The 21473-nt window shown below is 70.1% G+C and carries 19 protein-coding genes; 10 read left to right on the forward strand and 9 right to left on the reverse strand.

What is annotated here, in order from left to right; translation table 11 throughout:
- The first annotated feature begins 21 nt into the window (after nt 1-21).
- The 3 genes from ACT3S3_RS11185 (at nt 22) to ACT3S3_RS11195 (ending at nt 2130) form a co-directional block, all read left to right on the forward strand.
- Nucleotides 22-675 carry a LysE family translocator gene (locus ACT3S3_RS11185; RefSeq protein ID WP_301442263.1) on the forward strand — a complete coding sequence of 218 codons (654 nt, stop codon included), beginning with the start codon at nt 22-24 and terminating at the stop codon, nt 673-675.
- A gap of 277 nt (nt 676-952) precedes the next feature.
- Nucleotides 953-1312 (forward strand): RNA-binding S4 domain-containing protein, encoded by a 360-nt coding sequence (locus tag ACT3S3_RS11190; RefSeq protein WP_301442264.1) that lies wholly within the window; start codon nt 953-955, stop codon nt 1310-1312.
- The gene (locus ACT3S3_RS11195) at nt 1312-2130 is read left to right on the forward strand and encodes a VOC family protein (protein WP_301442265.1); all 819 of its coding nucleotides are present in this window, start codon (nt 1312-1314) and stop codon (nt 2128-2130) included. Before ACT3S3_RS11190 ends, ACT3S3_RS11195 begins: the two co-directional genes overlap by 1 nt.
- Nucleotides 2131-2234: 104 nt before the next feature.
- Here ACT3S3_RS11195 and ACT3S3_RS11200 read toward each other — a convergent pair whose 3' ends face one another.
- From ACT3S3_RS11200 to ACT3S3_RS11240, 9 genes are all read right to left on the reverse strand, one after another.
- On the reverse strand, nt 2235-3899 hold the full coding sequence (locus ACT3S3_RS11200) for a glycoside hydrolase family 25 protein (RefSeq protein WP_444626795.1): 1665 nt from the start codon (nt 3897-3899) through the stop codon (nt 2235-2237).
- Nucleotides 3900-4155: 256 nt separating this feature from the next.
- Entirely contained in the window at nt 4156-4656 is a 501-nt protein-coding gene (locus ACT3S3_RS11205; RefSeq protein WP_441579428.1) for a hypothetical protein, read from the reverse strand.
- Nucleotides 4657-4714: 58 nt separating this feature from the next.
- Nucleotides 4715-5875 carry a PrsW family intramembrane metalloprotease gene (locus tag ACT3S3_RS11210; protein WP_441579429.1) on the reverse strand — a complete coding sequence of 387 codons (1161 nt, stop codon included), beginning with the start codon at nt 5873-5875 and terminating at the stop codon, nt 4715-4717.
- Complete coding sequence (locus ACT3S3_RS11215) at nt 5865-6752, reverse strand: hypothetical protein (protein WP_301443219.1); 888 nt, start codon at nt 6750-6752, stop codon at nt 5865-5867. The genes ACT3S3_RS11210 and ACT3S3_RS11215 overlap by 11 nt, the downstream gene beginning before the upstream one ends.
- 10 nt (nt 6753-6762) lie before the next feature.
- Nucleotides 6763-8832, reverse strand: coding sequence for a M13 family metallopeptidase (locus tag ACT3S3_RS11220; RefSeq protein ID WP_444626796.1), 2070 nt, complete (start codon nt 8830-8832; stop codon nt 6763-6765).
- A 21-nt stretch (nt 8833-8853) separates the two neighbouring features.
- Nucleotides 8854-9369 (reverse strand): hypothetical protein, encoded by a 516-nt coding sequence (locus ACT3S3_RS11225; protein WP_444626798.1) that lies wholly within the window; start codon nt 9367-9369, stop codon nt 8854-8856.
- A gap of 290 nt (nt 9370-9659) precedes the next feature.
- Nucleotides 9660-13112: an arabinosyltransferase domain-containing protein gene (locus ACT3S3_RS11230; RefSeq protein ID WP_441579431.1), complete on the reverse strand. Its 3453-nt coding sequence runs from the start codon at nt 13110-13112 to the stop codon at nt 9660-9662.
- A 64-nt stretch (nt 13113-13176) separates the two neighbouring features.
- Nucleotides 13177-15183: a galactan 5-O-arabinofuranosyltransferase gene (locus tag ACT3S3_RS11235; RefSeq protein WP_301443244.1), complete on the reverse strand. Its 2007-nt coding sequence runs from the start codon at nt 15181-15183 to the stop codon at nt 13177-13179.
- 59 nt (nt 15184-15242) lie between these two features.
- The gene (locus ACT3S3_RS11240) at nt 15243-16583 is read right to left on the reverse strand and encodes an NYN domain-containing protein (RefSeq protein WP_301443245.1); all 1341 of its coding nucleotides are present in this window, start codon (nt 16581-16583) and stop codon (nt 15243-15245) included.
- A gap of 197 nt (nt 16584-16780) precedes the next feature.
- Between ACT3S3_RS11240 and ACT3S3_RS11245 the strand changes: the two genes are divergently transcribed.
- From ACT3S3_RS11245 to ACT3S3_RS11275, 7 genes are all read left to right on the forward strand, one after another.
- Nucleotides 16781-17155: a GntR family transcriptional regulator gene (locus tag ACT3S3_RS11245; RefSeq protein ID WP_301443246.1), complete on the forward strand. Its 375-nt coding sequence runs from the start codon at nt 16781-16783 to the stop codon at nt 17153-17155.
- On the forward strand, nt 17152-17274 hold the full coding sequence (locus tag ACT3S3_RS11250) for a hypothetical protein (RefSeq protein WP_301443247.1): 123 nt from the start codon (nt 17152-17154) through the stop codon (nt 17272-17274). The genes ACT3S3_RS11245 and ACT3S3_RS11250 overlap by 4 nt, the downstream gene beginning before the upstream one ends.
- Before the next feature lie 26 nt (nt 17275-17300).
- Complete coding sequence (locus tag ACT3S3_RS11255; protein WP_301443248.1) at nt 17301-18239, forward strand: ATP-binding cassette domain-containing protein; 939 nt, start codon at nt 17301-17303, stop codon at nt 18237-18239.
- On the forward strand, nt 18239-18715 hold the full coding sequence (locus ACT3S3_RS11260; RefSeq protein WP_441579832.1) for a hypothetical protein: 477 nt from the start codon (nt 18239-18241) through the stop codon (nt 18713-18715). Before ACT3S3_RS11255 ends, ACT3S3_RS11260 begins: the two co-directional genes overlap by 1 nt.
- A gap of 111 nt (nt 18716-18826) precedes the next feature.
- Nucleotides 18827-19360 carry a hypothetical protein gene (locus ACT3S3_RS11265; RefSeq protein WP_441579833.1) on the forward strand — a complete coding sequence of 178 codons (534 nt, stop codon included), beginning with the start codon at nt 18827-18829 and terminating at the stop codon, nt 19358-19360.
- Between the two features lie 5 nt (nt 19361-19365).
- Nucleotides 19366-20271 carry an ATP-binding cassette domain-containing protein gene (locus ACT3S3_RS11270; RefSeq protein ID WP_301443250.1) on the forward strand — a complete coding sequence of 302 codons (906 nt, stop codon included), beginning with the start codon at nt 19366-19368 and terminating at the stop codon, nt 20269-20271.
- Nucleotides 20268-21473: hypothetical protein (locus tag ACT3S3_RS11275; RefSeq protein WP_444615203.1), on the forward strand; the 1206-nt coding region annotated here is incomplete at its 3' end. The genes ACT3S3_RS11270 and ACT3S3_RS11275, both read left to right, overlap by 4 nt.

Raw genomic sequence — 21473 nt, forward strand, 5'->3', positions numbered from 1 at the left:
CCCCGGGTAGATTTACTCCCCATGACCGGCGGCGCACTTCTCAGCATCCTCGTCGCGTGGCTGCTCGCCATCGCGTCGCCCGGGCCCGACCTCGTCCAGATCCTGCGCCTCGGTGCCGTCCGGCGCAACGGGGTGGCCTGCGCCCTCGGCATCATGAGCGGCAACACCCTGTGGATCCTCGCCAGCATGGTCGGCCTGTCCGCCCTGGTGGACGCCTTCCCGTGGGTGCTGACGGTCCTGTTCCTCGTCGGCGGCGGATTCCTGCTGTGGATGGGCCAGGGCGCTCTGCGCGGGGGTCTGGCCGAACGACGCTCCGCCGGGACCACCGTGACGGCCACCACCGCTGAGAAGGTCTCCACGGCCACCGCGTGGCGGCTCGGGCTGATGACGAACCTGGCCAACCCGAAGGCGCTGGTGTTCTTCGGCGCGGTCTTCGCCGGCTTCGTGCCGCCGGACACCGGGTGGGGAATGCGTCTGGTCGTTCTGCTGATGATGCTGGTCACGGGCGTGGCCTGGTTCGTCCTCGTCGCCGTGATGGTGTCGGTGCCTGCGCTGTCGCGACGCCTCCAGGCCGCCGGGCCGTGGATCGACATCGTCGCCGGCGCGGTCTTCCTCGTTCTCGGCGTGATCCTGGTCGGCGAAGGAGTCATGGAGACCGTGGCGCTGCTGCGCTGACCGTCCCCGGCGCTCCTGGCCGTCACATGCGGCCGGATCACCCTTCCAGGTAGCTGTTCTGCCCGAAACCCTGCCTGGGCGGGCGACAATTCAATCGGCGCGGGGCACAGGGCCACCGTCTCCGGTGCGCAGCGCCCCACCACGCAGGCGGAAACCACCATGAGCGCCGCCCGTGAGCGCCCTGAAACTCCCAGCGCACACCCCGTGCCCCGCAAGTTTGGTAACGATATTCCGGCTGGACTTCCCACGCACCGCGCGGAGTCGTAGGATGGTCGGCATGCCTGAGCGAGAAGAGCACAAGGTACCGGCGCAGGACGTCTCCGTCCGCGGTGACGACATCCGGCTCGGCCAGTTCATCAAACTGGCGAACCTGGTCGATTCCGGCGGCGCGGCCAAGGAGGTCATCGCCGCCGGTCGGGTGACGGTCAACGGCGAGGCCGACACCCGCCGCGGACGTCATCTGCGCACCGGTGACGAGGTGGCTGTCCTTGACGAGGACGCCACCCCGGTCGCCACCGCACGCGTCGTCACCCAGGGTGACGGTGTGGACGGTGACGGTGCCAGTGACGATGACGACTACTTCGACGAAGCAACTGCCGATGACGATTTCGACCCCGACAAGTGGAGGAACCTCTGATGCCCGCTCTCGTAGCGGAGCCAGGAATGCCGATCTGGATCGACCTGGCTACCACTGACCTGGAGAAGGCGAAGACCTTCTACACCGAGCTCCTGCACTGGGAGTTCGACACGCAGTGCGACGGCTACCTCGTCGCCAAGAAGAACGGCATGCCTGTCGCCGGCCTCGGTGAGGTCCCGGACGACAAGTCGTCGTTGTGGGGCATGCTGCTGTACGCCCCGGACATCGACACCGTGCACGATGAGGCGGTGAAGGCGGGCGCGACGAGCGTGCTGTCCCCGCGCAACGTGGGACGTCGCGGTCGCATGGCCGTGATCGTCGACCCGTCGGGTGCGACGGTGGGCCTCAAGCAGCCGTCCGGCGACGAGCCGTTCTTCGCCGCGGGCGAGCCCGGGACCCCGGTGTGGCACGAGCTGCTCGTCGGCGAGCAGTTCGACGCGACGATGAAGTTCTACCACGACCTCGCAGGATGGGACATCCGTCAGCACAGCGACACGGACAAGTTCCGCTACGCCACCGGCGAGTACAACGGTGCCCCGCTGTGCGGCATGTGGGACACCAGCGAGCTGGACGAGAACCCGTCGATGTGGACCCTCTACCTGGGCTGCGTGGACGTGGACGCGGCGGCGAAGAAGGTCAAGAAGCTGGGCGGCAAGCTGGTCCGTGCCCCGTGGAACTCCGAGCTGGGTCGTCTGTGCACCCTCGTCGACCCGACGGGTGCGCTGGTGAACCTCTGCGAGATCGCCGAGCCGACGCCGGAGAGCCTCGAGGACATCCACGAGCCCGACATCATGGCCCCTGGCGCGCCCCAGCCCTGACCCGGACTGGCGCGTACTGACGCACGACAACGCCCTGACCGGTGCTGGCGAAAGCACCGGTCAGGGCGTTGTCGTATGTTGTGTCTCTCCCCCGGGGTGGGGTTCTACAGCTGCGCGGCGAGCATGGGGGCGGTACCGACGGGGTCGATGCCGGCCTCGTCCAGCGCCTGCAGCGCACCGGCGGGGTCCGAGGCGAAGCGGGACGCGGTCTCGTGGTCGACGCCGAGGCGTTCGGCGGCGGCGACGGTCGCGGCCGGGTCCGCGGCGAGCTTGCCGGCGGTCTCGGCGTCCACGCCGGCACCTTCCAGCGCGGCGCGCAGCGCCTCCGGGTCGGCGTCGGACGCGACGGCGTCGGACGCGACGGCGTCGGCAGCGGCGTCGGACGCATCGGCGGCCGGGGCGTCCTGCGCGGGTGCCGCCGGAGCTGACTTGACCTGGGCCAGGAGGGCGTCGGTGTCGACGGTGCCGTTGGCGATCTGGGCGGCGTAGTCCGTGGCGCCGAAGGCGGTGAGCAGGCGCAGGATGCTGTCGAGCGTGACGTCGCCGCCGCCGATGAGCTCGGCGAGGCGGGAGATGTCGGGGCCACCGTCGCCGAGGGGCTGGCCCTGCTCGTCGACGAGAGAGCCGACGAGGTCGCCGACCTGGTTGGCGATGTCGCCACCGTCGGCGCCGAGGCCGAGGGCGCCGAGCACGAGGGCGGCGATCGCGGCGACGGGCATGGTCTCGCCGGCGTCGCGCGCCTCGATGCCGGAGGACGCCAGGACCGAGCCCAGGCCCTCGCCGAGGCCGGAGTTCATCGCGGCCTCGAGGACGGCCTCCGGGCCGACGGCGCCGCCGACCAGGCCGAGAAGGTTGACCAGCAGGTCCGTGCTCAGCGGCTGGTCGAGGCCCGGCTCGCCGCCCGCGGCCTCCTGGTGCTCGGTGTCGTTGGCCTCCTCGGCCTGGCCGAGTGCCGCATCGGTGATCGGCTTGAGTGCGTCGACGATGTTGCCGGCGGCGCTGCCGTCCGAGGGGGCGCCGGTGAGGCCCTGGAGCTGCTCGTCGGTGCCGTAATAGGTGTTCATGTCGACGTTGGTGTAGATGCCGTCGACCTGGCCCTCGGAGGAGTACTGCCAGAAGGTGACCTCGTCCCAGCCGCCGGGGATCTCGTTCGGCAGGGTGGGGTTGTAGTAGGCGAGCCACAGCGGGTACTCGGAGAACTCCGTGGTGTTGCCCATGTCGTTGAGCCAGAAGTTCTGGTACGTGTAGATGATCGGTTCGCGGCCGGTCTGGACCTTGATCTCGTCGATCCAGTCGCGGACCCAGTTCTGCAGGTCCTCGGGGGCGAGTCCGCCGGACTCCTCGAGGTCGAGGGTCGGCGGCAGGGAGGGCTGGACGCCGGTGGCCAGGGTCGCGGCGTAGTGCTGAGCCTCGGCACGCGGGTCGGTCTCGCCGGGCTTGGCGTAGTGGTAGCTGCCCGGGGTCACGCCGGCGGCGGAGGCCTTGGCGGAGTCGGAGGTGAAGTAGGGGTTGACGTACCCGGTGCCTTCGCTGGCCTTGATGAAGGCGAAGCTCTGGCCGGACGCCGCGACGCTCTGCCAGTCGATGGCGGAGTCGCCGGGGTGCTGGTGGCTCGCGACGTCGACCCCGTCGAGCGCCCAGGTGGGCACGGGGAGGACGTCGGTGGCGACCAGTGCGGCGACCGCTGCGGCTGAGCCGAAGAGGGTCACTGCGGTGAGTCGGGCGGGGACGGTGGTGCGCGCCGATCGACGCCAGGGGAGAGACAACATGCGCCACACGATACACACGATTCACAACATTCACACTAGTAACACGCGCACCGCGTGTCGGATTTTCTGCTGCTCACCGCGCCGAGGTCGTTTTCTCAGGGGTGCCACAGAGCACGGGAAGAGTCGGGGAAGGCCCGGGAAAGGCGCTGGAAAGGGAGCGGGAGGAACGTCAAAGGTCCTCCCCGCGCCCGCCCGGGAGGTACCGGGGACGGGTGCGGGGAGGACCAGGGTTCGTGCTGGTGGAAGGTGGTGTTTCCTACAGGTTGGCGGCGAGCACGTTGGCGGCCCAGGCCGGGTCGATGCCGGCTGCGCGTGCCGCGCCGAGAGCCTGCTCGGGGTTGTTCGCCGCCCAGACGGCGGTCTGGCGCGGGATGCCGAGACGCTCGCCGGCGGCGATGGTGGCCTCCGGGTCGGCGAGCAGCTGACCCACCACGCCGGGATCCACACCGGCGGCCAGTGCGACGCCGGCGACGCGGCCCGGGTCGTTGATCGTGGCCTTCGAGTTGTCCTGGCCGCCGGTCGCACCGGTTCCGCCGGGAAGCGACGGGAGTTCAGGCAGGGACGGCAGTTCGGGCAGCGACGGGAGGGTGGACGCGGACGACGCCGGGGAGGCGGAGGACGCGGTGGCGGCCCCGGCGGTGGGGGCGGCGATCGCGGTGAGCGTCCCGGTGGTGAGGGCGAGCGCGGCAGCGGTCGCGGCGGCGCGGCGGAATCGGGGGCGGCGAGGGGCAGTGGTCGTGCTGGAGAGAATGGTCATGGCGCCGATGATAGTCATATCAGGAATGAACACAACTGTGCCGGTCTGCACGCCGGTACTACCGGGGCTGTGGCGGGCCGTTCCGGCCCTGCTGTGGGTACTGCTGTGGCGGGTACTGCCGGGGTGGGAACGGCGGCGCCTGCTGCGGGAATTGCTGCATCGGCTGTATCGGCGGCATCTGCTGGCCCTGCTGAGCAGCCACCGGCGGCAGGAACGGCCGCACCGGTGCGACGGGAATGCGCTGGTAGATGCTCGCCGCCGGGTACAGTCCCGCGTCTGCGAGCACCCGGGCCTCCTTCGTGGAGATCACCACCGCGGTGACGAGCAGTACCGCGCCGACGGTCCAGATGAACACCATGTTCACGATCTGGGCGGTCAGGGAGTCCAGCTGCAGATTCCATCCGGCGTGAACGAGGAAGCCCGCGGCGCCGCCGCCGAGCACCCAGCTCAGTCGTCGCGTCCAGGTCAGCCCGGCGGCGTAGACGGCCATGCCGATGCCGAATCCGACGAGCCCGGCGCAGATCCCGTGCAGCAGCGGCCCGGCGACCAGACGGAACAACCACATCTCCGAGACCCCGGCCAGGTCGGAGCTCGGGTGGTAGAAGCTCAGCATCATGGCGTAGCCGAAGTTCTCGAAGGCCTCGAAGCCGATGCCGATGAGCACCCCGGCGACGAGCCCGTGCCACGGCCGGTTCCACCAGGCGCGGCCCAGGTGCAGCAGCAGCCACACCCCGAGCCCCTTGGAGAGTTCCTCCGGGTAGGCGCCGCCGAGGGAGAGGGCCATCTCGTCGATGTTCCAGCTGTAGGACAGGTCGATCAGCCGCTCGCCGATGGCGAAGGCGGGCAGCATGGCGCCGGTCATGCCCCACAGCACGGCGGCCGCGGCGAGCAGCCAGGGCGTGCCCCGGTAGATGAGCAGGCGGGAGAACAGGAACCACATCACGGCCGTGAAGACCACGGTGTACAGGGCACACAGGGCGACCGGTCCGGGCCCGGGGAAGATCATCATGATCAGGGGGTTCAGCGCCGCCACCAGCAGACCGATGACGGTGAGGACCAGGAACGTCCACCCGAAGACGTCCCAGGTGGGACGGAGTTTCGGACGCTGCGTCGGTGGGAAGGAGTCGTGGTGGGCACGCGGGACGTCGATCACGCGCCAGCCCTGCCGCGTGGTGTCCCGGGCGCTGACCCCGGGGTCGTTGTTGCCGTTATGCTGCACGGACGCTCCCCAGGAGTTGCTCGGCGGCGGCCGCCACGACGTCTGCGTCGTCGCCGGTCACCGTGACGGTGTAGAGGACCCGTTCCGGGCCGTCCAGCAGGAAGGACGCCGCGGCGGTGTACAACCCCGACCCGGTACTGCCGTCGCTGCCGCTGCCGTCGCTGTCGCCGTACTGCACGGGGCGGGTGTCCGGCGAGGCGGGCTCGCGGAGGCCGTCCTCGAAATCATCGAAGAAGCCGTCGGGGTCGTTCAGCAGGGTAGGTTCCAGTTCGAGCACCGGGGTGGTCAGAACTTCGGTGGTGCGCGCGGCGAGCGTGGGGTGCAGCAGGTCGGCGGCGTCGGAGTCGTCCACGGTGGTGAACGTGGCGCCGGACATGTCGCCGTAGAAGATGGCGCGCATGGACCGCCGGGCGGCCTGCGTGGTGTCCCCGTCCTCGTCGCCGACCCCGTTCATCGACATGATGTCGAGGTCGACGTAGTTGCCGAACCGGTCGGCGCACTCGGCCTCCAGGGTGCCGGGCAACATCGCGTCACCGGTCGCGACGCACTGCGGGTCCAGGGCCGTGAGGTCGAGGGGGTCGTGGTCCCAGGACAGGAGGCTGTCGGCGGCGGCCTCGTTGAGTAGGTACGGTTCGGTGTCCGGTGACGGGTTCATCGGCACGGCGAACGGGACGACGAGCGCCACCAGCACCACGCCGACGAGGATGAACCAGCGCGCGGTGCGGTGCCCGCCGACGGCCGCGGGACGGAAGCGTCCGTCCGGATCGGCGTTCGGCGGGAGAGAAGGAGGCCCAGAAAAAGACCCGGAAACTGGGCCGGGTGCTGGACGCCCCCACCCGTCCGCCCCCGGGTCCGGGGTGATCGGTGCTACCGGCATTCTCAGGAGATTACCAGATCGTCACGCGCTGCTCCTCGGGCAGCCACATGCCGTTGTCGGCGTCCACGCCGAAGGCCTCGTAGAACTCCGCGACGTTGGAGGCGACCACGTTGCAGCGGAACTCTCCGGGGGAGTGCGGGTCGATGGCCACGTACTGCGCGGCCATCTGCGGGCGGATCGCGGTGCGCCACACGGTGGCCCACTGCAGGAAGAAGCGCTGCAGGACGCTGAACTCGCCGTCCAGCCCCTCGACCGGGGCGGTCGGTGCGGAGTCCACGGTCTCGCCGCGGTCGGCGAGCCACTTCTTCAGCGCGACCACGGCGATGCCGAGGCCGCCGAGGTCACCGATGTTCTCGCCCAGGGTGAAGGAATCGTTGACCTTGTGGTCGGTCTGGCCGCGCTGCGCCAGGCCGGTGGGCACCAGCCCGTCGTACTGGGTGACGAGCCGGTCGGTCAGTTCGGTGAAGGCGGCGCGGTCGTCCTCGGTCCACCAGGAGTTCAGGTTGCCCTCGCCGTCGTACTTGGAGCCCTGGTCGTCGAAGCCGTGGCCGATCTCGTGGCCGATGACCGCGCCGATGGCGCCGAAGTTGGCGGCCATGTCGGCGCTGTCGCGGTCGGCGTCGAAGAACGGCGGACGCAGGATCGCCGCGGGGAAGGTGATGTCGTTGCGCACCGGGTTGTAGAAGGCGTTGACGGTCTGCGGGGTGGTGAACCACAGGTCGCCGTCGCTGGGCTTGCCGAGCTTGGCGACCTCGAACTCGTGGTTGAAGTCGGAGGCGGCACGGTAGTTGGCCAGCAGGTTCTCGCCGCGTCCTGCGTGCTCGCCGAGCTCCAGGCCGGAGAAGTCGCGCCAGGTGTCCGGGTAGCCCACGCGGGCGCGGAAGGTGCCGAGCTTCTCCAGGGCACGTTCGCGGGTCTGCGGGGTCATCCAGGGCAGCTCGCTGATGCGGTCACGGTAGGCGGCGAGCAGGTAGTCCACGAGTTCGCCCATGAGCTCCTTGTACTCGGGCGGGAAGTGCTCGGCCACGAACTCCTGTCCGACCTCCTCGCCCACGGCGCCCTCGACCATCATCACGGCCCGCTTCCAGCGGTCGCGCTGTTCGGTGGAGCCGGAGAGCGTGCGCCCGTAGAAGTCGAAGTTGGCCTCGGAGAACTCGCGCGGTAGTTTTCCGGCACGCGCGGTGAGCACCCGCCAGTACGCCCACAGCTTCCATTCGTCGAGGTCACGGCCGTTGTCCGCGCCGGGTACCAGGGAGGCGACGTGCTCCAGGTAGGACGGTTGGCTCACGATCACCTCCGGCGCGACGTCGGTGGTGATACCGACGCCGTCGAGCCAGGCGGCGAAGGGGAAGCCGGACGGCAGGGCGTCCTGCGCGGTGGGGTTGTGCGTCTTCTCCGCGTCGCGGGATGCCACGGTGTCCCAGTGGCCCGCGGCCAGCGCGGTCTCGAAGGCCATCAGCGCGTCGGCGGCGGTGGACGCGTCGGCGTCGGCGAACCTGCCCGGCAGCGGCTGCCCGCCGGTGGCCTCGACCAGGCCCAGGAAGCGCTCGATGAACGCCCGGTACTCGGCACGGACCTCGGCGTGCTGCTCCTCGCGGTAGTAGGCCTCGTCCGGCAGGCCGAGACCGGTCTGCACCAGGTAGGCGACCTCCAGGCCGCTGCCGCCGGCGTCTTTCTCCGTCCAGAATCCGACGACGCCGCCGACGCCGTGCCGGTCGAGCTGCGCGAGCGCGGCGACGAGTCCGTCGGGGCCGTCCAGGTCCGGGGCGTCCCGCACCGGGTCGAGGTCCGGGGACAGGACGGACAGGCCGGCCTGCTCGATGCCGTGCTCACCGTCCTCGTCCATGTAGGAGCTGAACAACGCGCCGATGCGCGTGGACGGGTCCGCGCCCGCCACGATCGCCTTCACGTCCAGTTCGGCGCGGTCGCGCAGCTCGTGGAACTTGCCGTCGACGGCGCGGTCCGCCGGGATCTCGTGGGACGCCAGCCAGGCGCCGTTGACGTGACGGTAGAGGTCGTCCGCCGGCGCGGGGACGGTGCCGGTGGAACGCTCGGTGATGTTGTCGGGGATCTCAGTCATGGCCACCACTGTAGGCATCCGTCAGATCAGCTGCGGATGGAACGTCCACACCCCCGGGTCACGGTAGTGCGGAATCCCCGACCACCTGCGGTTCGCCCGTCTGGCGACGATCCTGGAGTCCACCCCGCCGGGACCGATGCAGAAGTCGGTGTAGCGCAGCACCAGCCACCCCCACTGCGCCGCCGCGGCGTGGGACTTGCCCGGGGTCAGCACGGCGAGGTCGGCGAGCACGTCGTCGCCCTTCGCCCCGTCGTACATCCTGGTCGGGAATCGTCGCAGCTCCCCGTCGGTGGACGTCGGGGTGTGGGACGCCCGGACGTCCACCGCCGCCTGCAGCGGGGTGGCCACCGTGACGCCGTGACGCCGTGGCGCCTGCGGTGACGTTCGGTGCCCTTCCTGTCGCGGGCGCGCAGCAGTAGACGGTCCCGCGTGCCGGCGCGTCCGGTGGACGGCACCAGGCCGCGCGCCGGCAAAGAGCATCGGGCGCTCGTCGTAGAGGAACAGGGCGGTCGGCCCGGTGTAGACCAGGTCCGGCACCAGGTGCGACAACGCCTGCAGCGCCGTCAGGTCGTCCGGCGGCGACGAGTTCCGCGGTCAGCCAGAACGGCCGTGAACACAGTGGTGTCGGCGGTGTCGGCGGCGTCGTTGATTCCCCCATGACCTATCCCCTCCGCCCGCCATCGTAGCCGCCCCCGACGGAACCCCGAAGGAATCCGGACGGCCCCCAGACGCACAACGACGGTTTCCGTCCGCCGCCGGGGTCGAAGTGCTCACTTCGTGCCCGGGGCCGGACGGAAACCGTCGTCAACGGTTCCTGCCGGTACCGCCTAGCTCAGGCGCATCGGCCCCGGCGACCAGAGACCCGAACGGTTCTCGGTCTCGATGTCGAGGTCCACCGCCTTGGGCTCCTCGCCGGTGCTCGAGGAGAACTGGGTGAGCTTGGTGACCACACCCCAGTCGCGCTGCCAGTCGTTGTCGAGGTAGGTCGACATCTCGGTGCCACGGGTACTCATCTGGACCAGGCCGCCGGCGCCGCCGCCGTAGTAGTCCATGACCGGTGCGTGGGCCTTCTTGGCGTCGTGCTCCGGGGAGATCTGGTACTCCGGCACCTCGGCGACTCCGGCGTAGTGGCTGAACGGGCGCTGCGCCGGGAACTGCAGCGGCACGGACCAGTCGAGCAGCGTCGGGGCGTCGCCGATGACGTCGTCCAGCGGGGCCAGGGTGGGCACGCGCGGCGGGGTGAAGGCCAGCCACTGGTCCGGCGTGACGTTCATGTCCGCGGCCTGGATGCGCACCACGTCCGCGTCCTCCGGGATCTGGTCCATCGGGAAGCGCAGGTTGCGCCACTGCGGTGCGGTGCCGATGTCCAACGGCTCCAGCTCGCCCATGACCTCGAAGTCGTCGGAGCTGCTCCCGTCGCCGCTGCTGCGGCCGTACTCCAGCTTGAGCTCCTGGCCGTACTGGCGCACACCGTTCATGTCCAGGTGGGAGATCTCGCCGGCGGCGGAGACGATCAGCAGCGGGGAGTCCTCGCTGCGCTCCGGCAGGGAGTACCAGGACGTGGTGGTCTCGGCCTGCAGCTGCAGCCCGTCGGTGTAGGAGCCGACGACCGGGACCTGGGTGCGGTCGATGTCGAAGGGCAGCTGGGCGTAGGAGCCGTTGGCGCCCTCCAGGGAGTTCAGCCCGCCGCCGGGGCCGGTGTCGGTGACGTCCTCGTCGTCCTCACTGGAGCCGAAGGCGTTGGTGTCCACGGCGGAGGTCTGCGGCGAGGAGCCGGACTCGGACCCGGAGCTCTCCTCGATGCGGTTGGGGATGTTGTTCTCCCCGAAGCCGCGGGAACCCTCGCTGGTGAGGGAGTCGGCAAAGTCGGTGCCGTCGGCGGTGTCGAGGAAGGAGTCGTTGGTGTCGGACTCCACGAGGGCGTCGCCGGCCAGGCCGCTGGTGTTGCCGGTCAGGGCCGTCAGGTTGCCCTTGCCGATGGAGTACGCCGGCCACTGGGAGATGAAGCCCTTGCCCAGCGAGGCGAGGTTGAACACCACGACCAGGATGGTGAGTACGGCGATCGGGGCGGCGGCGACACCGGCGAAGCGCTGCGCCTGGGCGGCCTCGCGGCGGTCGACCTCCTTGAGCTCGGCGTCGGTGGTGGCGTTGGCCTCGCGGATGTCGTTGAGGAAGCCGATGACCACGCCGACGAGCATGACCAGCACGGAGAGCACCATCATGCCGGTGGAGATCTCGAAACCGGCGATCTGGACGGGCTTGTCGTACCAGGGCACGCCGAAGCTGGCGATGTACCACCAGCCGTTGGTGCCGGCGAGGGTGAAGGCGAACAGCAGCAGGCAGGCGCCGAGGAAGACGATCCGGTTACGTGCCGAGCGCATCGCCATGCTGGACGCCGCGACGGCGGCGAGCGCCGCCAGGCCGGCGGCGATGCCGGCGTAGACACCGAAGTGGTGGGTCCACTTGGTGGGGGTGAAGGTCATGAAGAACATGGTGCCGACGATCACGAGGGTCAGACGCAGCGCCGGACCGTGGGCCGTGCCCGGGACGCGGCGGTTGCGCAGCATCGAGGCGACGACGACGGCCAGGCACAGCAGCATCATCAGGACGCAGAAGCGGCGGGGGAACGAGCCGTCCACCGTCTGCTTGAGCAGCTCGGTGTAGCGCTGCGGTTCCTCGTACCAGGACAACGACGGGCCGACGGGGCCGCGCACGCCGATGGACTCCATGACGGTGCTCAGCGTCTGGTCGCCGAACACGCAGATCAGCACGGCGGTGCCGGCGCCCAGGAACGGGGCGATCTGTGCGAGGACGGCCCAGGTGACGGACTTCTTCGAGCTGCCGCGTCCCGCGTTGAGCAGGGGCAGACGACGGATCACGATACGGATCAGCCCGGACAGGGCGACCAGGATCGAGGCGACGGCCATGAGGCCGGTCGGCCCGGCGGCCAGCGACAGGGTCGCGACGATGACGCCGATCGCGGCGGGCAGCAGGCGTCCGGTGGCGATGGCGCGCTCCATGCAGACCCAGGTCAGCAGGGCGCCGAGGGCGATGACGGGCTCGGGACGCAGACCGTTGTTGTAGGTCATGGCGAAGACGAGGAACATGCCGGCGGCGGTCCAGTGCGCCACCTTGCGCTGGGAGATCTTGGCACCCAGGCGGGGCAGCACCTCACGCGAGAGCAGCATCCAGGTCAGGAGGCTGGCGATCAGCACGGGCAGTCGCATCCACACCGAGACGGTGGAGACGTGCGTCATCAACGCCAGCAGGTCGTAGTAGGGGGCGCCGAAGGGAGACTCCGGCACACCGAACCACCGGTAGTAGTTCGCCATGTAGCCGGACTCCTGGCTGGCCCGGGCCATGGTCAGCAGGTAGCCGTCGTCGGCGGTGTTGGCGCCGATGAAGTACCAGACCACGAGCACGCCGCCTACCACGGCGTCGAGCCAGCGCGGGCGCCACCAGTTGGCGGGCAGGAACCGACGACGGGTACGGGTGCGTCCGTCGAGGATGTCCATGCGGTGCAGCGCCCAGAGGGAGACGACCATGAACAGGACGCCGAGGACCATCGCGGCGATCTTGATGCCGCTGGCGGTGGAGGTGTACCGCGAGTCGACGGTCACGTCCACCTGCAGGCCGGCGTCGATCGCGGCCTGGGCGTTCTCCGGGCTGTCGGTCATCTCGGTGAAGATGCCGGTCAGCATCGGGCGGATGTCGTCGCCGAAGCCGCCCTCCAGCGGGTTGCCGTCCTCGTCGGTGGCGTCCGGGATCCAGGCGCGCGTGCCCTCGTAGTCGGAGGTGATGCGCAGCTGCGCGTCGTCCGGCAGGCTCTCCAGCGTCTCGGTGTCGACCGACAGCGCCACGGAGTTGCGCACGACCACGTCCAGTCCGTCCGGCGTGGAGCGCACGAACATGCCGCGCAGCGTCGCCTCCTCGGCGTCCTCCGGCACGGTGGACAGCACGGTGGTCTGGTTGCCGTTGAGGTCGCGGACCTCGGCCAACGGCAGGGTGATGTCCAGGTTCTCCGGGTGGTAGGACAACAGCGGAGCCTCGACGCTGCGCAGGTCACCGCCCTGCGGCCAGGAGAAGCTGGACTGTTCCTGATTGACCGGCAGCAGGGGGGTCAGGCAGAACAGGACGAGGGCCGCGATGCCCGACAGGACGGCCAGCGCCTTGAGACGGTCCACCGTGACCGCTGTCGTCCGGGCAGGGTTGTCCCCGGTGTTCGTCTCGGGGGCCTGTTCAGACACCTCGTCGGGCGCCTCATGTTCGACTCGTGACATAGCAGCACATGTTACGGCAGGAGTCTGGTGTGGCCTAAGCCGTGGTCGGGCACGGCGCGTGCGCCTAGCGCTGGCGCACCGCCACGACGAACGGGCCGATCTGCTCGAGGTCCCAGCCGTCGGCGAAGGCGGACGCCTGGAAGGGCACCGTGGTGAACCGCACGTTCGGGTCGTTGGGGTAGATGTCCTCGGACAGGCGGTAGGAGAACGTCCCGTCCTGCCCGTCCTCGTCTTCCGTGGCCTCGGTGGCGTCGGACGCCTGGCCGCGCAGCACCATCACGTCCGGGCCCTCCCAGCCGCGCTCCTCGGCGGTGGCGTCCATCGCGTCGGTGAGTTCGGCGGGGTCGGAGATGTCGGTCCAGTCCCTGATCTCGTCGTTGCGCTCCTCGAACAGGCCCAGCGGGTTGGCGTAGTGCGAGGTCATCGCCTGGTAGGAGTGGTACGGGTAGTACGCCATGAAGCTCTGCTCGTCGGTGAGCACCACGGTGCCGGCGCGCTGGCCGCCCAGGCCCAGCGTCTCGTCGATGTAGGAGTCGACGTCGGCGTAGTAGACGGTGGAGTCGGCGGGGAAGAGGTCGCCGCGCTGGGCGTCGCCGTCGGTGTCGGTGTAGGCCAGGTCGATGTGCTGGCGCAGGTGCAGCGGGATGCTCACCACGTGCGCGGCGGCGGCGAAGGTCAGCAGGACGGCCAGCACGGCCGTCACCTTCGGTGCCGCCTCCGGGCCCACGAACTGCGGGTAGGCGCGGCGCACACCGTTGATCCGCAGGTCCTGCAGTGCCATGATGCCGCCGGTGACCAGGATCAACGAGATGGGCAGCTCCATGCGGAAGCCCAGCAGGGTGGTGCCGGTCAGCGTCATCAGCATCGAGGCCACGACCCAGCCGTAGCAGACCACCAGGCCGGCGAGCAGGGCGCGGACCTGGCTGCGCCGCCAGCGCAGCACCATCCACACGATGCACAGCAGTCCCAGCGCGCCGACGAGCCCGATCTGGAAGAAGGGCACGGGCACCTCGGTGCCGATCTGCGGCAGGTAGTGCTGGGCGCGTCCCTTCGCGCCGCTCTCCGAGGTCAGCAGGGCGATCAGGTACGGCGCCCAGCCGATGAGGGCGATGGCGATGGACACCAGCCCGGTCACGGTGAGCCGTACCAGCGGGGCGATGGAGCGGCTGCCCCACGCCACGGCGAGGGCGATGAGCACCACCGTCAGCGCGGACACGCCGGTGTAGAGCGTGTACAGGTTCGCCGACAGCCCGAGGAACAGGGCCAGCCCGGCGACGGCCGGCCAGGAACCGCGCATGGCGCGTCCGGCGAGGACGAAGGCGGCGGGCATGCCGAACGCCACGACGGCGGCGTAGGGCTCCTCCGGTGCGGTGTAGAGCACCACCGCGGTCGTCGCCACGGCGATGACGGTGCCCAGCGGCAGCGACCCGGTGAGTCGGCGCCACACCGGCACCAGCATCGACCCGGTGGCGGCGAGGGTGATCAGCGACCAGGGCTGGAACGCCGCCCACCCGGCGAGACCGAGCATGTTGGCGAACATCCCGCCGGTGAAGAACCACAGCCGGGGGTAGAAGCTCGGCTCGTCCAGGTAGGCCATGTCCTCGAACCCGGGCTGGTCGGTCATGCGGGTGAGGAACTGGGTGCGGAACGCCTGGTCCACGCTGATGCCGTCGAGGGAAAGGCGGGTGGCGGCCAGCGGGATGGCGAGGGTGGCGATCACGAGCCCGGCGGGCGCGAGCCAGCACAGGGCCGTCGCGCCGAGCCTGCGCCACCGGGCCCAGTCGGTGAAGGGCGTGCGCGCGTGCATCACCGCGTACAGGACGAACGCCAGGACGACGAGGACGATCACGCCGGCGGCGCTGGCCAGCGCCTTGGTCACGTTCGACGAGGAGTAGGCGGGCAGGTTCGTGCGCGCGAGGACCCACCAGGCGACGAGGGTGACGGCGGAGGCGAGCACGCCCGCCCCGACGATCTGCCCGAGGAAGGTGAGGATCCCACGGCCGCTACGGTCGGGGCGGGACGCGGCGTCGCTACCGGTGGGGCCGGTTGTTCCGGTGGAGGGGGCGGTCATGTCGGCATTTTCTCACAGTCCGGGCCGATTCCGGGTCACGGGTGACTGTGGGGTTCCTGCTACCGGTTGAGCAGGATGCCGCGGATCCCGGAGTGGAATCCGTCGCGTAGGTTGACGCGCTGGTACTCGGTGAGCGTGTACTCGTGGAGGGTCTCGCAGGCGAACTGGAGCAGCGGACGGTCGACCTCCGGGGGCAGTCCGCCGCCGCAGAGCACGTGGGCACCGTCCTGCTGTTCGCCGGTGGCGGCGTTCTGGAACCACCACACGGCGTACTGTTCGCCGATGTCGAAGGGGTTCTGCTGGCCGCCGGACTGCCACACCTCGGTGGGCAGCGGGACGTAGCGGCTGCGCAGCCGCCGGCGCGGCGCCATCATCGCCGGGGTCGGACGGGAGGATGCCAGGTCCGCCGGCGACGGGCCGGGGGACGGTGCGGACGATTCGCCGGAGGCACCGGACGGATCGGACGCGCCGGAGGCGTTCTTCTCGTCGTCCTTCTCCGTCTCGGTGACGGGGGCGTCCCCGGCGTCCTGCGCCGGGGCAGGCTCAGGTGCCGCCGCGGGGGACGCCGCGGCCGCGACGTCGGCCGGTGTGGGTGCTGACGCAGATGCGGACGGCGCGGACGGCGCGTCCGTCGGGGCGTCCTGCGCCGTTGCGTCCTGCGTTGGTTCGTCCTGTGCCGGTTCGTTTTGTGTCGCCGTCTCGCCGGAGTGCGTGGAGGACTTGCGTCGCACGTCGGGCACCGCGCAGGTGCCGGAGAGGTCCTCGACGGGTTCGGCGTCGCCGATGGGCTTGTGCTGTGGCCCCGAGGCGCCAGGGGTCCCGGAGGCGCTGTTCGTGGCCGTCTTCAAGGGGCCTTCGAGCACCTGCAGGCGCATGCAGTCGGCGAAGTCCTCGCGCGGGTCGAGGATGGTGGTGGAGTCGCAGGCGTAGCGCAGGTTGGCCGACATGGAGTCCCAGCCGAATCCGTAGAGGTGCACGCGCACGCCGCGGGAGACCGCCTCCTCGACGCCGGGGAGCATGTCGGCGTCACCGGAGACCAGCACGATGTCGGTCACCTCGCGCGACATGGCGCTGATGACCATGTCGGCGACCAGGCGGGTGTCCACGGCCTTCTGCGTGCGCCGGTCGCCCCACTCGATGAGCTGCCCGGAGCGCAGCTGCACCCCGTTGCAGGAGCGCAGTGCGCGTTGGTAGCGGTGTGGGCCGGAGTCCGGCAGCCCGTCGTACCAGTTCTGCCGGTAGACCGGTTGATGGAGTTGGTCGACCACGCGTGACTCGAGCACGTTGACGACCTCGGGTAGGTCGATCTCGAGTTGGGCGCGCGCGCCGGTCTCCCACGCGTTGTAGAAGCTGGCGAGCAGGTAGGAGGTGTCGACGTAGATAAGCGATCGCTCGAGCATGGTGATGGTCCTCACTAAAGTTAGTTGTGCAGTCCCACCAGTGTGCATCAGGCGTGGGGCGCGTGGGGAGGTGTGCAGGTCATTCGCCCTGTACGTCGCGGTTGCGGCGGGGGCTCTTGTCAGAAAGATCGACCTGTGCGATGGTTAGTTACACCAGTAACGAACCAATGTGCCCGAGGGGCGGAGGGAGACCGGCCGTGGACGAGACCACGTCACCGTTGTTCCGGCAGATCGCCGAACTCGTCGAGGACTCCGTCGTCGACGGCTCACTCCCCGAGGGCGACCGCGCACCGTCCACCAACGAACTCGCCGCCTTCCACGGCATCAACCCCGCCACCGCCCGTAAGGGCCTCACACTGCTCGTCGAACGCGGGGTCCTGGCCAAACGCCGCGGCCTGGGCATGTTCGTCGAGGACGGTGCCCGGGACCGCATCGCCGCCCGCCGCCGCGAGGCCTTCGCCGCCGACTACCTCGCCCCCCTCGTGGACGAGGCGATCAAACTCGACATGCCGCGCGACGACCTGCACCGACTGCTCGACCAGGTCGCGGAAAGCAGAGGACTGTACTCATGACCAGCACCGTCACACTCACCGGCGCCGCACTGGCCTACCCCGGGGCCGGGCGCACACCTCGCGCCGGGCGCACCCTCCCACCGGTCGTCGGCCCCGTCGACCTCAGCCTCTCCGCCTGACACCACTCACCAGCGAAAGGAACACCATGAACTCTCCAACCCCCACCACACACCCCACCGACACCTTCATCCAGACCCGCGACCTGGGCCGTTCCTTCGGCAGCCGGGACGTCCTGCGCGGCCTCACGCTGGACCTTCCGCGCGCCGGGACCATCGGCCTCGTCGGACGCAACGGAGTCGGCAAGACCACGCTGATGGGTATCCTCGCCGGTCAGCTGCGCGCCAGCACGGGCAGCATCACCGTCGACGGCCGCGACCCCTTCGACGACGCTGCGGTGATGGACCGGGTCTGCTTCACCGGTGTGGACGTCCTCTACCCGCCGCGCTGGTCCGTGGACACCGTCCTGACCGTCGCCGCCGCCCGCTACCCGTACTGGGACGCCGACCTCGCCGAGAGCCTCGCCGGACGCTTCGGCCTGGCCCGCTTCGGCCAGATGGCCTCCCTGTCAACCGGCCACCGCTCGCTGGTCAGCGTGGTCGTCGGACTGGCGTCGCGGGCACCGCTGACGCTGCTCGACGAACCGTACTCCGGGCTGGACGTGCAGCGACGCCGCCTGTTCTACGAGATCCTCGCCGAGGAGCAGGCCGCCGCGCCGCGCTGCATCCTGCTGTCCACGCACCATCTCGCGGACGCCGGACGCAGCGTCGACCGGCTGCTCATCCTCGCCGGCGACGGGAGCCTCGCCCACGACCTCGACGCCGCCGAGTTCGACGAACGGGTCGTCCGGCTCACCGGCAGCACCGCCCTGATGCACGACGTCCTCGACGAGCTGCGGGGCGGACGCGACGGTACCGCCGGGGACCTGCCGCAGGTCGTCGCCATGCGCGACGTCGCCGGCACGATGTCGCTGGACGTCGACCTGCGCGGTGCCACCGTCCCGCAGCGCCCCGGCGTCACCGTCCAGCACCTCGACGCCGAGGACACCGTGATCGGCCTGACCGGTCTGGCCGGGGAGGTGCAGTGATGCGTGGCCCCGGATTCGACGTGCGCGTGCAGATGTACCCGCGTATCGAACAGCTGCTGGTCCCGGCCATGCTCGCTCTCTCGGGGATCCTGCTTCTCCCGGGGCAGGGGGCGGTGGACTTCTTCACTATCGCCCTGACCACGGGTTTTGCGATCTGGGTGGCCCTGCCGGACGTCTCGCGCTACCGCGCTTTCGGCGTCCCGCTGGCCATCTGGCGGGTGGACGCGGTGATCGCCGGCGTAGTAGTCCTCGCGCTCTCCGTCGGCGTCGTCGTCCTGGTCGGTGGCCTCACCGGCGGAATGTGGGGGCTCGCCGGGGCCCTGCTGGGCGCACTGGTGGTCGCGGTGATGCAGGCGGTTGCGATCCGTCCGCTCCTGCGCGGCGACGGGATGGTCCGGGGGACGTCCCGCTCAGCGGCGACGAGCTGGTCCGCCCTGGTCGCGAAGCTGCCGGCGTCGCGGGGGCCGCTCTCCTGACGCTTCATCTATCTGCCGGCGCTGACCACCGCCGTCGCCGTGGTGGTCACGTTCGTAGTCGTGATGGGGGTGTTGACAGCAATGATGAGCGGCGAGGATGAACCGATCGAGATGGCATTTCTCCTCGCACCGATCGCGATTTCGTGCTCGGCAGTGGTGGACGTTCTCGCCGGCACGCGGCGCAGCTGGACGGCCTACGGGTTGCCCGTGCGACGCTGGCTCCTGCATGCCCACGTGGCCTCCGCGTCCGTGGTGGCGCTCGGTTCCGTGTGCATTGCCGCGCTCGTCTCCTCCGGCGCGCTGGCCGCGGAGGCCACTGATGACGGCTGGACCGCCGGACGCATCGTGCTGGTCAGCGCGTTGCTCCTGCTGATCATCGTGCTGTTGCCGCTGCTCGTGACCGTGCACTACTACCTCGGCATCGTCGTGCTGCTGGTCCTCGGCATCGCGCTCACCGTGATGCTGTCCGCCAGCGACTTCCCCGGCGGGCCGCTGCCGGTCGTCGCCGGCGTCGTCGTGATCGCGGCGGCGGGAGGCGTCCTCGTCTACTCGGCCCGTACGATCCTCGCCGGCAACGATCTGCACCCGGTCGGCGCGGTGCAGGGCGACGACCGGCTCTACTACCAACGACAAGGAGCACTCTGACAACCGTGTTTGAGCTCGACAACATCACCCGCAGATATGGCCGCACGCGCGCACTGGATGCCGTGACCTGCGATATTCCTCTCGGCCGCGTCTACGGACTCATCGGCGCGAACGGGGCCGGCAAGACCACGCTGCTGCGCGCACTCGCCGGCCAACTGCCCACCGAAGGGCGGCTGACCCTCGAGGGCGAGCCGGTCCGCGACAACCAACGCGCCCTCGACCGCATCATCCTCGCCGGCGCGGATGTCCCCTACCCCGGAGAGATGAGCGTGCGCACGCTGCTCGACCTCGCCGCCTCGCGCTGGAGCACCTGGGACGCCGACTACGCCCGCCACCTGCAGGACGTCTTCGCCCTGGACCGTAAGGCACGTTTCGACACCCTGTCGCGCGGCAACAAGACCCTGGTCGGTGTCGTCATGGGCCTCGCCGCCCGGGCGGACGTGACCCTGCTCGACGAGCCCTACCTGGGGTTGGACGCACGCAACCGCGAGCACCTTTACCGCGAACTCCTCGAGGAGACGACGCGGGCGACCGATGCCGGACGCACGGTCGTCATCTCCACCCACCAGGTCGAGGACGCCTCCCTGCTGCTGGACGCCGTGATCCTCATCGACCGCGGCGACGTCGTCCGCATCGCCGACGTCGAGGCACTGACGTCCTCGACCGTCGTGGCGACCGGCACCGCCGGCGCCGTCGACGACCTGCTGGCGCGCGCACCGCGAACTGTTCTGCGCGAGGACACCGTCGCTGGGGCGCGCCGGGTCGTGCTGGACGCCGGGCGCACCGGAGACGCAGGTGATGCCGGGGCCGCAGTGGCTGCAGCGGCGCTGCTGCACGCGTCCGAGGGGCTGGACGTCCGCCTCGAGGACGCCGGACTGGAGGAGACCGTCCTGGTCAGGGGGACGCGATGACGACGACGCTGCTCGGCGGGGTGCCCGCCGCCACGCACCTGCGGCTCTGCCTGGCGCAGGCGAGGTCGGAGATCGCCGGACGCCTCGTCACGTGGCTGCTGGTACTCATCGTGCCGTTCATCCTGTTCGGTGAGACAGTGGAAGGAGTTGGCCGGCAGGTCGCCGTCGCGGTCCTGTTCGGCATCGTCGGTGGTTCCTCGTCCGGGGTGCTGACCATGTCGACGCGTGGACTCGTCGTCTTCGGCATCGGAGCCCGGGCGGCGAAGGCGCATGTGGTGATGGCGACGGTGGTGGGGACCGCTGTCTGTCTGGCGGTGCTCACGGTCCTGTGGGCGGTGGGAACCGTGCGGGGAGGCGGTCTCGGGGCCTGGTTCGCGTTGACCGTGCTGGTCATCGTGGCGCTCAGCACCCTTACCGTGGTGCTGCGCCTGCGCGAGCTGCGCGGGGCGGCGGTCGACGCCGGTGGTGGTGCGGCGGCCTCCCTGTCGACGCGGTGGGGTCGGAGGGCACAGGCACCGGACGGTCATGTCGCCGTGATGCGTGCCATGGCAGGCGGGGGAGTCCTGGCTCCGCTGATCGCCTTCCTGGTCGTGATGATCCCCGTCCAGCTGGTGTTCCGGCTGCTTGGCAGCGACCTGACCGTGGTCGCCGTCATCCTGGTGGTGGCACTCACTGCGAGCGTCGTCTTCGGCCGACTCGTCCAGGCGGAGCGGGCCGCGATGATGTGGACCGTCTTCGGCGGGGTGACACGTGACTGGCAACGCGCCGTGGTGCGCGGCTGGTGGGTGGCCCCAGTGGGATTCGCGCTGGTGTATCTGGTGGCCTGGGGTCTTGAGCAGGGTGTGCAGTCCAGGGGAGGGGCCGGAGCCTTGCCCATGCTGTCGCCGGGAGACCCGGGAGAGTGGATGGGCGCGCTCTGCGTGGCGGCGAACTGCGGGTTCGTGACCGTGGCGATGACCTTGTCCGGCCTGAGCGTCACTGTGACGCAAAAGGGTGCAGGTCGCCGGGTCATCTCCGTGATGGTCGTGGTCGCCAACCTGATTGTCCTGGGCTACGTGGGCACGGGTGTCGTGGTTGTCCCGGTCGTCGGCGAGGTGGCGCCCAGGGTGGTGGTTGCGCTCGCGTGGACCGCTGTCGCGGGCGTGCTGTTCGCCCGCGCCGGACGGAGGATGGACCCGGCTTCCGGCGTGACGACGCGGGCC

The sequence above is a fragment of the Corynebacterium sp. AOP40-4SA-5 genome, from assembly GCF_052377355.1.
GTDB lineage: Bacteria > Actinomycetota > Actinomycetes > Mycobacteriales > Mycobacteriaceae > Corynebacterium.

Bases quoted from the DNA above. Each gene is read 5' to 3' on its own strand.
- ACT3S3_RS11185 (WP_301442263.1), top strand. From the start codon at position 22: ATGACCGGCGGCGCACTTCTCAGCATCCTCGTCGCGTGGCTGCTCGCC.
- ACT3S3_RS11190 (WP_301442264.1), top strand. From the start codon at position 953: ATGCCTGAGCGAGAAGAGCACAAGGTACCGGCGCAGGACGTCTCCGTC.
- ACT3S3_RS11195 (WP_301442265.1), top strand. From the start codon at position 1,312: ATGCCCGCTCTCGTAGCGGAGCCAGGAATGCCGATCTGGATCGACCTG.
- ACT3S3_RS11200 (WP_444626795.1), bottom strand. From the start codon at position 3,899: ATGTTGTCTCTCCCCTGGCGTCGATCGGCGCGCACCACCGTCCCCGCC.
- ACT3S3_RS11205 (WP_441579428.1), bottom strand. From the start codon at position 4,656: ATGACCATTCTCTCCAGCACGACCACTGCCCCTCGCCGCCCCCGATTC.
- ACT3S3_RS11215 (WP_301443219.1), bottom strand. From the start codon at position 6,752: ATGCCGGTAGCACCGATCACCCCGGACCCGGGGGCGGACGGGTGGGGG.
- ACT3S3_RS11220 (WP_444626796.1), bottom strand. From the start codon at position 8,832: ATGACTGAGATCCCCGACAACATCACCGAGCGTTCCACCGGCACCGTC.
- ACT3S3_RS11230 (WP_441579431.1), bottom strand. From the start codon at position 13,112: ATGTCACGAGTCGAACATGAGGCGCCCGACGAGGTGTCTGAACAGGCC.
- ACT3S3_RS11235 (WP_301443244.1), bottom strand. From the start codon at position 15,183: ATGACCGCCCCCTCCACCGGAACAACCGGCCCCACCGGTAGCGACGCC.
- ACT3S3_RS11240 (WP_301443245.1), bottom strand. From the start codon at position 16,583: ATGCTCGAGCGATCGCTTATCTACGTCGACACCTCCTACCTGCTCGCC.
- ACT3S3_RS11250 (WP_301443247.1), top strand. From the start codon at position 17,152: ATGACCAGCACCGTCACACTCACCGGCGCCGCACTGGCCTACCCCGGG.
- ACT3S3_RS11255 (WP_301443248.1), top strand. From the start codon at position 17,301: ATGAACTCTCCAACCCCCACCACACACCCCACCGACACCTTCATCCAG.
- ACT3S3_RS11260 (WP_441579832.1), top strand. From the start codon at position 18,239: ATGCGTGGCCCCGGATTCGACGTGCGCGTGCAGATGTACCCGCGTATC.
- ACT3S3_RS11265 (WP_441579833.1), top strand. From the start codon at position 18,827: ATGGCATTTCTCCTCGCACCGATCGCGATTTCGTGCTCGGCAGTGGTG.